Raw genomic sequence first — 13,376 nt, 5'->3', positions numbered from 1 at the left:
TCATACTTCAAGCCGCCAGAGGAAACACCGTTACGTCGCCGTCTGGGGAAACCTGAAGGTTCGGAGATAAAATCGTTGCCAGTAGCACTCATTTTATCCTTATATTAGTATCATACTCTTAATCTTTGCTGAATCGAAGCAGCAACAAATTCATTCGCCCCATCTGCTTTTTATTTGCGCAAAGCCCGGCAGATCAAATGCGAAAGCAGTTCCAACTGTCGGGCCGTTTCCATACTTAGCCAAACATAGCCGTGGATGGGGGTTTCAGCCACCGCGTCGCCCTGCTGCTCGTTCATTAGCTGCCGCAACTCGGCAGCAATATCATTCAGTTTACCGGTGTTTGCCAGTACCGGCTGCGGGTTGCCTTCAAACAACGCGTGGGCGATCGTTAGCAAGGTTTGCTGCGTCATCTGCTGGGTTTCACGCAATGTGTGCGCGTTAAGCATCACAAAATGGCTGGCGCGCGTCGCCCAGTGGGCATTGATTTGTAATTCAAGCATACAAACCAGATTGCGGTTGATGGTCTGAATGGCCTCGAAAATAGATTTTTGTATCCGGGTTTCTTTACTGGCGGGCGTTATCAGCCCGCGCATTTTGACGACATCGTTCAGCAACCGTTGCAAATGTTTATCCAACCGGGGGCGCTCCAGCAAATTCGGCGACAGCGCTGCCTGATACACCCGATTATACGCCGTGACGCAATGCGCCAGTTGGATGCGCCAGTGCAAAAAGGCGCGCTGGGGCCAGACGCCGGTAAACAACATCGCCAGTAGCGACCCCAAAATCACATCCCCGCCACGCCATAATGCCGTATTCATATCACCAGCGGGAGCGCCGACAACAACGGCGAGCGTTATGCCTATCAGTAGCGCCTGATACGGTTTTTTCCCTAATGCCAGCCAGCCGCACAAAAACATCGCTATCGCACACCACACCAGCATCAGCGGTAAGGAAAAGAGCTCCAGGCGTAGCGCCACCAGCCCTAACGCCGCGCCCAGGATCGTACCGCCTATGCGCTCAAAAGCACGAGGCACTACATTTCCCCAGAATGAGATGGGCCCCATAATCACCACTAATGTGATTAGCGGCCATGTGCCCTCGGGAATAGAAAACAGACGAACCAGCAGAAAGGTAAGAATGAACGCCAGGGCGATACGTATGCCATGCACGATGCGATAATGACGGTACAACCGTATTTCAAAAGGGCTTAATGACTTATCGGCACGCACGCTTGCGCTCCTTACGGGAATGGCAAAAAATGCATTGTACCTGCTTTATAGCAAAAATAGCGCACTGGCGGACGGAACACATTATCCGTCCGCTCTTTTCAGCCAGGAAACCAGTCGATCACTTCCGCTGTACCGGAATATACATTTCAATATCCCAGTATCCATCTTCCATGCCGTTATTCAGATAGGTTTCAAAACAGGGCGCAGAGGCTATCTGATAAGCGCTATCCTGCTCCAGGACGTCAAAAAACCGTTCCCACGGCTTCGCAAAGTCACGGTCTTCCACACGCGCGACAGCAGTGGCATATTCGCCGCCTTCAATGGCGGTCACGATTACGCCTTCGCTATTGTCCGGCAGGATGAAATTCTCTGCCACGGACACCACGGTATCGCAGCGGAGTTTTTCCGCAGGTACGACATCTGGATTGTCGTAATAGACGGCAATCCATTCAACTGGCACGATCCGCTGTCGATCCACCCACGTCATCAGTTGTTCAAAACCCTGCTTCACGGTGTGTTCCCATGGACCGACCATGCGGAAACCGGCTATCTTGCGTTTTTGTTCCTGCCTGATTTCGTAATCCATGCTGCCTCCGTCACTTTACTATACTGTATGAATGTACAGTATAATTACAGCCTTTTACGGTCACAAGGACTGCGTGATCATTTTGTGAGCAACCTCGCAATCCCGCCCTTTTGACACCTCAGATGGCGGTGAACGGTGTGTGACAACGGCTTACGCTTTATGCTGAAAATAGTCGCTCAGACGAGAGAACATACCGCCTTTACCCACCGATTCCAGAGTAACCAGCGGCCACTGAGCGATCAGTTTATCCCGATCGTAGAGCTCTATTTCACCTACCTGTTGATGAGCGGCGATTGGCGCCTCCAGCTCTTTTCTATCCAGCACATATTTTGCTTTGATATGCGGAATTTCCGCTTTAGGCAGCGCCATCCAGAAATCCTGTTCCGTACCCAGCGCAATCTTTTCTTTGTCTCCATACCAGATTCGCTCGCTGCCCACTTTTTTACCGCTGTGCAAAATCTGCACCGTCGCAAAGTTTTGCAGGCCCCACTGCAACAGTTTTCGCGCCTGTTCTTCACGGCCTTTCGAACTTTTCGCTCCCATCACAACAGCGATAAGTCGACGCTGCCCGTCCACCGCCGATGCGATAAGATTAAATCCCGCCCCCGATGTGTGTCCGGTTTTAAGCCCATCGATATGCATGGTCTTATCCCATAACAAGCCGTTACGGTTCTGCTGCGTGATGCCGTTCCAGGTCAGGCTTTTCTCGCTGTACATGTGATAGAATTCAGGCTCGCCGTGAATAATCGCCCGGGAGAGTACGGCCAGGTCATACGCGGAGCTATGTTGTCCCGGCGCATCCAGACCGTGGACGGTTTCAAAATGGGTATCCTGCAAATTGAGTTTTTTCACATAGCTGTTCATCATCGCCACAAACTGCGGCTGCCCGCCCGCGATATAATCCGCCAGCGCCACACAGGCATCGTTACCGGAATCCACGATTAAGCCACGGCTTAAATCACGCACCGACACGCGATCCCCTTCTTTTAAAAACATCAACGAGGAGCCGACAAACACCGGATTATCCTTCGCCCAGGCGTCGCGCCCAACGGTGACGATATCGTCAGGGCTGATACGATGACTATCGATGGCGCGATCGACGACGTAGCCCGTCATTAGCTTGGTAAGGCTGGCGGGATTACGTTGCTGGTGTTCATTACCGGCGGTAAGAACCTGTCCCGTAGTGTAATCCATCAACACCCAGGCGCCTGCATCAATGGCTGGCGGTTGGGGAGCAAAACTTACGGCATCGGCCGCAAGCGCAGGAGAAAGGTGCATCGCGAATAAAGAAGCGGCAATAAACAAACGGCGTTTCAACAGCATGTCCTCAGGATGGTCTCTATTTGCCGTTCTTTTTACGGAAGTTCAGTTAAACAAACATGGATAAATTGCAAGAAAATGTGACACAAGGCACATTTTCTTGCTGACTTTATTTTATGGATACGCTCAGACGGCGGACTTATCCCCGCGCGGCGCGGTACGATGACGATGATAGCCGTCAACCATGCTACGGAAAATTTGTCCCGGCGTGTCGCCAAGAGTACACAGATAGAGATGCGCGCAAATAAACAGTAAGCCGATGATAGCAAGCGCCATATGCAGCACCAGCATCACAGGGCCCAGACCCGCAACCTGCGGATAGAGACACAGCAAACCGGTGATGATTAACAGCGGTACCAGCGCGTACATAATTGCCAGATATGCCAGTTGTTGCAGTGGATTGAACTTACTCTGCTCTGTTGCCGCGAACGGATGCGCTTCCCCCTTCATGATGCCAAAAAGGTAAAAACGCGTCTGGCGTATGCAGCGCGTCACCAGTCCGGAAAAATTTACCCGATAGTGACACCCGTTACCTGTGGTGAGGTTGATCAGCACAAACCCGACCCAGAAAGCCAGTAAGGCAAAACCACACCAGGTATGCACTTGTACCATTAGCGCTACAGGGCCGAGAGAAAAATGACCAAATAAACCGCTTAACAGTAATAAAACAAACAGTAACGCATTTCCCCAATGCCAACGGCGAATCGCCAGCGAGTAGAGATAGTCACGATGCTCTTCGCCGCCCGCCGTTTTTGGCGCCAGCATCCGGCGCAATAACGCATGGATAACCAGCCCAACAAGCATGAGCAGCACCACGACGCCTGCGTAAATTAACCACAGCGGCCAATAATCTGGCGCATAATGTAGTTCCGCTCCCCAGATAGTATTCATGCTTTACCCTCCTGATGGACTTCTTTACGACGGTACAGATTGACCGCGCCGCTACGCGCCTCCTGCTGGCGATAGACCTCTTTCTGACCGACCCAGCGCTGGATCTCGCTCTCATCCAGTCTGCCGAATTTCAGCGCGTCCGTTGGGCAAACGGATACGCACGCCGGAGACTGGCCAGCCGCCAACCGCGTGTCGGCACAGAAGTTACACTTGTCGGCGACGCCGGTTTGCGGATTCAAATAGCGCACATGGAAAGGACACGCGGCAACACAATAATCGCAGCCAATACAGCGCGATTTATCCACCTGCACGATCCCGTTTTCATCACGATATGACGCTCCGGTAGGACAAACGCTGACACATGGCGCATTTTCACAGTGCTGACAGGAGACGCGGACAAATTGAAAATGGGTTAGTGCGTTGGATGCCTGTTCAGGGGCGCGAATTTGTACCTGTACGCGGCTAAATCCCTCCGGTACGTCATTAAGCACTTTGCAAGCAACGGTACACGCCTGGCAGCCGATACAACGTTTTTCATCATGCAGCATGACGTACTGATTCGTTAAATGATTCATGGTTCCCTCCTCCCTCATGCCCGGCTCAGCGTCACGCCTGCGGTATGCACTACCGTACCGGATACCGGACTCGTCACGTGCGGCAGTAAATTGCCACAGTGGATACCGTGTGTCGTCGCCGCCGTTTTGGCCCCAGCTTTAGCGCCAAATCCCATATAGACAAAAAGCGTGTCCGGACGGATACCGGGCGTCACCAGCGCCTTACCTTTCTCTTTACCCGTAGCATTTTCCAGCCAGATCTCATCTCCGGTCTTAATGCCTTTTTCTTGCGCCGTTTGCGGATGGACCCAGACCGCGTTATCCCACATTAGCTCGCTGAGTAAAGGTACGTACTGCGTCGCGCCATTGGTATGCACGGCCACCTTGCCCTGAATGAAGTAAAGCTCATTCTCTTTTTTAAGCGCAAAGTCACGAACGCGCGGAACGCCGTAGCCTGGGAGCAATTCCTCCAGGGTTGCGGAATAAAGTTCGATTTTGCCGGAGGGCGATTTGAAGCGAAGCTGTTCGCCATAGGTGTTGTCGCTGTCCGTCGCGATAGCGCCGGGGTAACGCGCCGTAAACTGGCGAACGGATTCTGGTTCGCGTAATAGCAGCGGAACTCCCCATTCGAGATACCCTTTCTGTCGCAGTTCCTTCGCTAAGGCATGGTCGCCGTTCAACTGATAGAGTTGGCGCGTCTGCATATCCTGCCACGGATAGTACTGCCCTAATCCCAACTGCTCGCCAAGTTCTTTCCAGATTTGCCAACTCGGACGCGCCTCGCCAATCGGCTCTACGACCTGTTGGCGCAGAGCGTAAGCCGGGTGCAGTCCCGACATATCCGATACCTCTTCGTCCCGTTCGAGATAGGTGCATTCCGGCAGCAGATAGTCGGCATATGCCGCGCTCTCGCTCAAATAGACATCGCAACTGACCACCAGATCCAGTTGCTCAACGGTTTTTACCAGGTCCGAACGACAGGTGACGGTCTGGAAAGGATTATGCCGCGACATAATCCACGCCTTTATCGGGTAAGGCTTCTGGGTTAACGCCGCGTCAATAATGCTTTGCACCACGCCGCCGCCAGCGGCGATATATTTAAACTGCGGTGCGATCAAATCGATGCGTTGCGCCGTCGGTTTCGGCATATTTTTAATGTTGAGTTTCGCCAGCGTTGGCGCGACCTTTTCTCCGGCCAGTTTGTTGTAAACCGACGCGTTTTTTTTCTGATATAGCCCGCCTTCACGCTCAATATTACCGAGCAGTACATTAAGCGTAAAAATCATACGCCGCATATCGATCTCTTCCTGCGAGAACGTCGCGCGATGACCAGGACTGACAATAGCGTGAGGCGCGCAGGCGGCCAGTTCGCGTGTCACCCGGACAATAACGTCGGCTGGGACATCGGCCTGCGCGGCGGCCCATTCCGGCGTCGTCTCTTTTACCGCCTGTGCTAACTGTTCAAATCCGCTGGTATAACGCTCAACAAAAGACGCATCGTAGAGTTGTTCATCAATCATGACGTGGCACATCGCCAGCAGAACCGCTAAATCCCCCCCGGGACGAATAGCGTGCCACTCATCCGCCTTGCTGGAAAATATCGACAAACGCGGATCGAAGCTCACCATTTTGGCCCCCTTCTCCTGCGCGGTCATTAACTCATGGGTATCGGCAACTTCAATCCCTTCATACAAATTGTGGCCAAACGAAACCAGATAGCGCGTGTTAGCGATATCCATCGCCAGATCGCCGCCCATCATCACTTTTGCCGCAATGGCTTTCCCGGCAGGGCATGTTGAGGCGTGAGTAAAGGTATTAGGCGAACCAAAGGCCGTAGCCAGATGGAAAAGATGGCTGGAGAGCGAGCCCGATTTGGAAGAGAAAGCCACGCTCTCGGGGCCATGCTGCGCTTTGATGGCATTCATTTTCGCCGCGATTTCCTGGTAAGCCTGTTGCCAGCTAATCACCTGCCATTCACCGTCGCCGCGTGGCCCGGTGCGTTTCATAGGTTTTACAATCCGTTGCGGGTCATTGACCAGGCTGACGCCGCTCCCGCCCCTGGCGCATATGCGCGTCCCCTGCTGCGGCGCAGAAGGATTGCCCTGGATAAAAACGGTCTTGTTATTGACTACCTGCGCCTGAATAGGGCAACGAAAGGAACACATTTCGCACAAGCTTGGCGTTAGCGTGGTTTTACCGTTAATGCCGGCAATCGGGTTGCGCGCCAGCGCCCCGGGCGGAAAAGCGCCCAGCGCGCAGGCAGAGCAGCCGATGCCTACCCCCTGCAAAAAAGAACGACGACTAATGCTCATATAACCTCCTGTTATTAGATATAGCTGAAGATTATATTTAATTTGTATTATGAAATGTCGGCTTCAATCACAATTTGAAATAGTTGTTAAAATGAAGATGCCGACACGATAAACCTTTTGTTTTATAAAAATTTTATATTTTCTGAACACGCACATGGACTGTCATTGAATAATCAGCAGAATTATCAAACAACCCACTGTTAATTATAAAAATGATACAACTCCAATAACACGTAATAATATTTTAAAAAAAACGATTAGTTCCTGAAAAACGATTTCGCGCGGCTTTTCGCAGTTCTTTCTCATACGCGCCGGACCGTCCGCCGACGATATCCCGAATGCCGGCGAAAAAACGCTGATTGAGCATCAAAGCGGGTTTACTTTTGCGCACTTATAGGCTTCGTTACCCGACCCGCTCTCTTATGCATGGATTTTTCCTCAGATACGTCAGCATCCCACAATACGGTGACATGATGGCAGGATGGACACTTTCTGAAAGAAACCTGCCAGATAACATGGTGAATTGTGATCTCCATCGCCATACCGACATATGAAACTTACTTCTAAGGCGTTAAAAATCCAGACCGTTTTTCCATAATGATGTTGATAAGGAATTCTAATGAAAATATCATCAGGCACAATTAATTTTTCTACTATTCCTAACCAGGTTAAAAAATTAATTACCTCTATTCGTGAACATACGAAAAACGGGCTCGCCTCAAAAATAACCAGTGTTAAAAACACGCATACATCTTTAAATGAAAAATTTAAAACAGGAAAGGACTCACCGATTGAGTTCACGTTACCACAAAAAATAAAAGACTTCTTTCAGCCGAAAGATAAAAACACCTTAAACAAAACATTGATTACTGTTAAAAATATTAAAGATACAAATAATACAGGTAAGAAAAATATTTCAGAAGAAGATGCCTCAAAAATGACTGCAGCATTCATGCGTAAGCATATAGCAAATCAATCACGTGATTATAATTACAGAGTGACAGGTGCGGCCCCGCTCCCCGGTGGAGTCTCTGTATCAGCCAATAACAGGCCAACGGTTTCTGAAGGTAGAACACCACCAGTATCCCCCTCCCTCTCACTTCAGGCTACGTCTTCCCCGTCATCACCTGCCGACTGGGCTAAGAAACTCACGGATGCAGTTTTACGACAGCAAGCCGGAGAACCCCTTACGACCGCAGATCGCGATTTTTCAAACGCAGATTTCCGTAATATTAAATTCAGCAAAATATTGCCCCCCAACTTCATGAAGCGAGACGGCGATATTATCAAGGGGTTCAACTTTTCAAATTCAAAATTTACTTATTCTGATATATCTCATTTACATTTTGACGAATGCCGATTCACTTATTCGACACTGAATGATGTAGTCTGCAGTAATACGAAATTTAGTAATTCAGACATGAATGAAGTGTCTTTACTGTATTCAATTACTACACAACAACAGCCCTCTTTTATTAATACAACCTTAAAAAATACGCTTATACCTCACAAAGCCAACCTCTCCGACGTTATTTTAAATGAACCGGATAATTCATCACCTCCGTCAGTGTCAGGGGGCGGAAATTTTATTCGTCTAGGTGATATCTGGCTGCAAATGCCACTCCTTTGGACTGAGAACGCTGTGGATGGATTTTTAAATCATGAACATAATAATGGTAAAAGTATTCTGATGACCATTAACAACCTGCCCGATAAATACAGACAGGAAAAAGTCCGGGCAATGGAAGATCTGGTAAAGTCATTTCGGAGTGGCCGCTTAACAGAGGCACGTATCCGGCCAGTTGAAAGCTCGCTGGTGAGCGTACTGGCCCACCCCCCCTATACGCAAAGTGCGCTTATCAGCGAGTGGATCAGGCCTGTTCAGGAACGTTTTTTTGCCCACCAGTGCCAGACCTATAATGACGTTCCCCTGCCGGCTCCTGACACATATTATCAGCAGCGCATACTGCCTGTGTTGCTGGATTCGTTTGACAGGAACAGCGCCGCCATGACCACTCACAGCGGACTCTTTAATCAGGTGATTTTACACTGTATGACAGGCGTGGACTGCACTGATGGCATCCGCCAGAAAGCTGCAGCGCTTTATGAACAGTATCTTGCTCACCCGGCGGTGTCTCCCCACATCCATAATGGGCTCTTCGGCAATTATGACGGCAGCCCGGACTGGACAACCCGCGCGGCAGATAATTTCCTGCTGCTTTCCTCCCAAGATTCAGACACGGCGATGATGCTCTCCACTGACACGCTGTTAACAATGCTAAACCCTACTCCTGACACTGCATGGGACAACTTTTACCTGCTGCGAGCCGGAGAGAACGTTTCCACCGCGCAAATCTCTCCGGTAGAGTTATTCCGTCATGACTTTCCGGTGTTTCTCGCCGCATTTAATCAGCAGGCCGTGCAGCGACGCTTTGGGGAACTGATTGATATCATCCTCAGCACTGAAGAGCACGGGGAGCTGAACCAGCAGTTTATTGCCGCCACGAACCAGAAACATTCCACCGTGAAGTTGATTGATGATGCCTCAGTGTCGCGTCTGAACACCATTTTTGACCCCCTGCTTCCTGAAGGCAAACTCAGCCCGGCACACTACCAGCACATCCTCAGTGCTTATCACCTGACTGACGCCACCCCACAGAAGCAGGCGGAAACCCTGTTCTGTCTCAGTACCGCATTCGCACGCTATTCCTCCAGCGCCATTTTCGGCACTGAGCATGACTCTCCGCCGGCCCTGAGAGGCTATGCGGAGGCGCTGATGCAGAAAGCCTGGGAGCTGTCTCCGGCGATCTTCCCGTCCAGCGAACAGTTTACCGACTGGTCCGACCGTTTTCACGGCCTCCATGGCGCCTTTACCTGTACCAGCGTTGTGGCGGATAGTATGCAACGTCATGCCAGAAAATATTTCCCGAGTGTTCTGTCATCCATCCTGCCACTGGCCTGGGCGTAGTCCAGCCTTAACCCGCATGGAATTAAGGGACACAGCGTTGTGTCCCTCTGTAAATAGACCCGTTTTAGTCCATGCATTTTTTGAGATCCCGGCCAGATTGACCCTGGCCTAAATTCCATACAGTACTAAATCGGAATCAGTAATTTCAGATGAACCGGAATATGGTTTACCATAGAGGGAGCGTAGCTTAGTGTCGCTGATGGTCATTTTAGTATTTTGTACTCACCATCGCATGTACGAACATTAGCAACAATATCAATTGGTGTACAAATACAATCCATCAACGACAAAATAAAAGAATAAAATATTTCATATACATATAACATCAGGCGTGTACATCAAGTGACAGTTAAAAACGACAGCATACAGAGCACATTCCTCTTCCACGATTACGAAACCTTCGGTACGCATCCGGCCCTCGACAGACCTGCGCAATTCGCCGCGCTCCGTACGGATAACGACTTCAACGTTATTGGCGAGCCGGAGGTGTTTTATTGCAAACCCGCCGATGATTATCTACCGCAGCCCGGCGCAGTGCTGATTACCGGCATCACGCCGCAGGAAGCGCGTGAGAAAGGAGAAAACGAAGCCGCTTTCGCCAGACGCATTCATGCGCTGTTTACCGTTCCTAAAACCTGCGTTGTGGGCTACAACAATGTGCGCTTTGATGATGAAGTCACGCGCAATATTTTTTATCGCAACTTTTACGATCCCTATGCCTGGAGCTGGCAGCATGATAATTCACGTTGGGATCTATTGGATGTCATGCGCGCCTGTTATGCGCTGCGCCCGGAGGGAATTAACTGGCCGGAAAACGACGACGGCCTGCCCAGCTTTCGTCTGGAACATTTAACCCAGGCGAACGGGATCGAACACAGCAACGCGCATGATGCGATGGCGGATGTCTACGCCACTATTGCGATGGCGCAACTGGTGAAAACACGCCAGCCGCGGCTGTTTGATTATCTTTATAGCCACCGCAGTAAACATAAACTGGCGGCGCTGATTGACGTTCCGCAAATGAAGCCGCTGGTACATGTCTCCGGCATGTTTGGCGCGTGGCGCGGTAATACAAGCTGGGTCGCGCCGCTGGCGTGGCATCCTGAAAACCGTAACGCGGTGATCATGGTCGATTTAGCAGGCGATATTTCTCCTCTTCTTGAGCTGGACAGCGACACCCTTCGCGAGCGGCTTTATACGGCCAAAACCGATCTTGGCGATCACGCCGCAGTGCCGGTAAAGCTGGTGCATATCAATAAATGTCCGGTACTGGCGCAGGCGAATACCTTGCGCCCGGAGGATGCCGACCGGCTGGGAATTAACCGCCAGCACTGCCTGGATAACCTGAAAGTGTTGCGTGAAAACCCGCAGGTCCGCGACAAAGTGGTGGCGATTTTCGCCGAAGCCGAACCTTTTGCCGCCTCGGATAACGTTGATGCCCAGCTCTATGATGGTTTTTTCAGCGATGCCGATCGCGCAGCCATGAAAATCGTACTCGAAACCGAGCCGCGTAACCTGCCCGCGCTGGATATTACCTTTGTCGATAAGCGCATTGAGAAGCTGCTGTTTAATTACCGCGCACGCAATTTTCCCGGTACGCTGGATGACGCAGAGCAGCAGCGCTGGCTGGAGCATCGCCGTCAGGTGCTGACGCCGGAGTTTTTACAACAGTATGCCAACGAATTGCAGATGCTTTCTCAGCAGTATGCGGAAGATAAAACGAAGCTGGGGTTGCTGAAATCACTGTGGCAGTACGCAACTGAGATTGTGTAATTGACCAATGCCTGACGGGCATTGTTAATCCAGAGCGGATAAATAGTGACGCCGCCATCCGGTAAACATGCTGGATGACAAACAAAAAACCGGAGGCACTGCCTCCGGTTTTACTATTGCCGATAATACGCGCGATTACGCGACGTCTTCGTACTGTGGAACCGGGTTGCGGAAGCTTTTAGTTACGCACGCCAGATAAATCAGCCCGATACCCGCCCAGATCAGGCCCAGTACCATTGAGCTCTCTTCCAGGTTAACCCACAACGCACCAACCGTGAGCGCGCCGCACATCGGCAGGAACAGATACTGGAAGTGATCTTTCAACGTTTTATTACGCTTCTCACGGATCCAGAACTGCGAAATCACCGACAGGTTAACAAAGGTAAACGCGACCAGCGCACCAAAGTTAATCAGCGCCGTCGCCATCACCAGGTCAAAATTAATCGCCAGCAGCGCGATCGCCCCGACCAGGATGATGTTCATCGCTGGCGTACGCCATTTCGGATGAACGTAACCGAAGAAGCTTTTCGGGAATACGCCGTCACGCCCCATTACGTACATCAGGCGCGCTACGCCTGCATGCGCCGCCATACCGGAAGCCAGCACGGTGATAGTAGAGAAGATCAGCGCACCAACCTGGAAGGTTTTACCCGCCACGTACAGCATGATTTCCGGCTGAGACGCATCCGGATCTTTAAAGCGAGAGATATCCGGGAAGTACAATTGCAGGAAATAGGTTGCAAAGATGAAGATCAGGCCGCCAATCAGCGCGGTCAGGAAAATCGCACGCGGGATCACGCGTTCAGCATCTTTGGTCTCTTCCGACAGGTTACTGATGCCGTCAAAGCCGGTAAAGGAGAAGCACAGGATCGTCGCTCCCGTAATCATCGGGATAACGTGCGCATCGCCGGACCAGAACGGACGGGTGCTCGCCAGCGTACCGGCGCCTTCGCCTTCAAATACGCCATAAACCACCATGCCCAGAATGACCGCAATCAGCACCACCTGTAGCACTACAATCACGGTGTTGAAGTTAGCGACCGATTTGAGGCTGCGCAGGTTAAAGGCCGTCATAAAGGCCACCAGCGCCACGACAAACACCCATGACGGAATGGAGGGCACCAGCGCTTCAAAATAAATTTTCGCCAACAGAATGTTGATCATCGGCGCGAACAGATAATCGAGCAGAGAAGACCAACCCACCATAAAGCCAACGGTCGGGCTGATGGATTTCTGGGCATAGGTGTACGCCGAACCCGCGGAAGGGTAGCGACGCACCAGTTTCCCGTAGCTCAACGCCGTAAACAGAATCGCGATTAACGCGAATGCATACGCCGTCGGTACGTGACCGTCAGTGAGGCCTGAAACGATACCAAATGTATCGAACAGCGTCATCGGCTGCATATAGGCAAGACCCATCATTACAACCGGAACTAACGTAAGCGTTTTACGTAATTCCACGCGAGAGGTGTTTGGAGTAACGTTATGCGACATGGTCATTCTCCTTTACGGCGAATGCCGTCGCGTAAGCAAAAAATTGCCCCATTTTCTGGATTCCTCAGCGACAACAACTGTCGATTTTTAAGTAAGTATCTATCCGGTACGAAGCCCGGCCTCTTGGTATTGAATGATGTGTTTGAAGCAAAAAAATAACCGACGCGTATTAAAACGTCGGTTAGTGTCATTTTTTGCAAGCGGCGTATTCTGCCCTAAATTGAAGTGAAATGACAAGAGAATGCGAGC

The 13,376-nt window shown here is 50.9% G+C and carries 10 protein-coding genes and 2 pseudogenes; 2 read left to right on the top strand and 10 right to left on the bottom strand.

Going from position 1 to position 13,376, the window contains the following annotated elements; all coding sequences use genetic code 11:
- Nucleotides 1-170: 170 nt before the first annotated feature.
- From OLG56_RS08475 to OLG56_RS08445, 7 genes and pseudogenes are all read right to left on the bottom strand, one after another.
- A complete protein-coding gene (locus OLG56_RS08475) occupies nt 171-1,229 on the bottom strand; it encodes an FUSC family protein (RefSeq protein WP_001200862.1) in 1,059 nt (352 codons plus the stop codon).
- Nucleotides 1,230-1,347: 118 nt separating this feature from the next.
- A complete protein-coding gene (gene sbmC, locus OLG56_RS08470; protein WP_000384332.1) occupies nt 1,348-1,815 on the bottom strand; it encodes a DNA gyrase inhibitor SbmC in 468 nt (155 codons plus the stop codon).
- Between the two features lie 150 nt (nt 1,816-1,965).
- Nucleotides 1,966-3,138 carry a serine-type D-Ala-D-Ala carboxypeptidase DacD gene (gene dacD / locus OLG56_RS08465; protein WP_000925038.1) on the bottom strand — a complete coding sequence of 391 codons (1,173 nt, stop codon included), beginning with the start codon at nt 3,136-3,138 and terminating at the stop codon, nt 1,966-1,968.
- A 123-nt stretch (nt 3,139-3,261) separates the two neighbouring features.
- The gene (gene phsC / locus OLG56_RS08460) at nt 3,262-4,026 is read right to left on the bottom strand and encodes a thiosulfate reductase cytochrome B subunit (protein ID WP_001092549.1); all 765 of its coding nucleotides are present in this window, start codon (nt 4,024-4,026) and stop codon (nt 3,262-3,264) included.
- Nucleotides 4,023-4,601: a thiosulfate reductase electron transport protein PhsB gene (gene phsB, locus OLG56_RS08455; protein WP_001016234.1), complete on the bottom strand. Its 579-nt coding sequence runs from the start codon at nt 4,599-4,601 to the stop codon at nt 4,023-4,025. The genes phsC and phsB overlap by 4 nt, the downstream gene beginning before the upstream one ends.
- 14 nt (nt 4,602-4,615) lie before the next feature.
- Nucleotides 4,616-6,892 carry a thiosulfate reductase PhsA gene (phsA, locus tag OLG56_RS08450; protein ID WP_061377426.1) on the bottom strand — a complete coding sequence of 759 codons (2,277 nt, stop codon included), beginning with the start codon at nt 6,890-6,892 and terminating at the stop codon, nt 4,616-4,618.
- 258 nt (nt 6,893-7,150) lie between these two features.
- Nucleotides 7,151-7,244 (bottom strand): annotated as a pseudogene (locus OLG56_RS08445) (heavy metal-binding domain-containing protein); the annotation flags it as partial.
- A gap of 267 nt (nt 7,245-7,511) precedes the next feature.
- On the opposite strand from OLG56_RS08445, the gene sopA reads away from it, so the two are divergent.
- Nucleotides 7,512-9,860, top strand: coding sequence for an SPI-1 type III secretion system effector HECT-type E3 ubiquitin transferase SopA (gene sopA / locus OLG56_RS08440; protein WP_000704007.1), 2,349 nt, complete (start codon nt 7,512-7,514; stop codon nt 9,858-9,860).
- 129 nt (nt 9,861-9,989) lie between these two features.
- On the opposite strand, the pseudogene OLG56_RS08435 reads toward sopA, so the two are convergent.
- Nucleotides 9,990-10,067, bottom strand: a pseudogene (locus OLG56_RS08435) (hypothetical protein); the annotation flags it as partial.
- 135 nt (nt 10,068-10,202) lie between these two features.
- Here OLG56_RS08435 and sbcB point away from each other — a divergent pair.
- A complete protein-coding gene (gene sbcB / locus OLG56_RS08430; protein WP_023233211.1) occupies nt 10,203-11,633 on the top strand; it encodes an exodeoxyribonuclease I in 1,431 nt (476 codons plus the stop codon).
- 135 nt (nt 11,634-11,768) lie between these two features.
- Here the strand turns inward: sbcB and plaP are convergent, their stop codons facing one another.
- Together plaP and yoeI are read right to left on the bottom strand one after the other, a co-directional pair.
- On the bottom strand, nt 11,769-13,127 hold the full coding sequence (gene plaP, locus OLG56_RS08425; RefSeq protein WP_001519005.1) for a putrescine/proton symporter PlaP: 1,359 nt from the start codon (nt 13,125-13,127) through the stop codon (nt 11,769-11,771).
- Nucleotides 13,117-13,179 carry a membrane protein YoeI gene (gene yoeI, locus OLG56_RS08420; protein ID WP_096335044.1) on the bottom strand — a complete coding sequence of 21 codons (63 nt, stop codon included), beginning with the start codon at nt 13,177-13,179 and terminating at the stop codon, nt 13,117-13,119. Before yoeI ends, plaP begins: the two co-directional genes overlap by 11 nt.
- Between the last annotated feature and the right edge of the window lie 197 nt (nt 13,180-13,376).

Source organism: Salmonella sp. 2018103, from assembly GCF_026247685.1.
Taxonomy (GTDB): Bacteria; Pseudomonadota; Gammaproteobacteria; order Enterobacterales; family Enterobacteriaceae; genus Salmonella; species Salmonella enterica.
This window is presented reverse-complemented; position numbering and strand designations above follow the sequence as displayed.

Coding starts and splice junctions, on each gene's coding strand:
- sbmC (WP_000384332.1), bottom strand. CDS start 1,815: ATGGATTACGAAATCAGGCAGGAACAAAAACGCAAGATAGCCGGTTTC.
- dacD (WP_000925038.1), bottom strand. CDS start 3,138: ATGCTGTTGAAACGCCGTTTGTTTATTGCCGCTTCTTTATTCGCGATG.
- phsC (WP_001092549.1), bottom strand. CDS start 4,026: ATGAATACTATCTGGGGAGCGGAACTACATTATGCGCCAGATTATTGG.
- phsB (WP_001016234.1), bottom strand. CDS start 4,601: ATGAATCATTTAACGAATCAGTACGTCATGCTGCATGATGAAAAACGT.
- phsA (WP_061377426.1), bottom strand. CDS start 6,892: ATGAGCATTAGTCGTCGTTCTTTTTTGCAGGGGGTAGGCATCGGCTGC.
- sopA (WP_000704007.1), top strand. CDS start 7,512: ATGAAAATATCATCAGGCACAATTAATTTTTCTACTATTCCTAACCAG.
- plaP (WP_001519005.1), bottom strand. CDS start 13,127: ATGTCGCATAACGTTACTCCAAACACCTCTCGCGTGGAATTACGTAAA.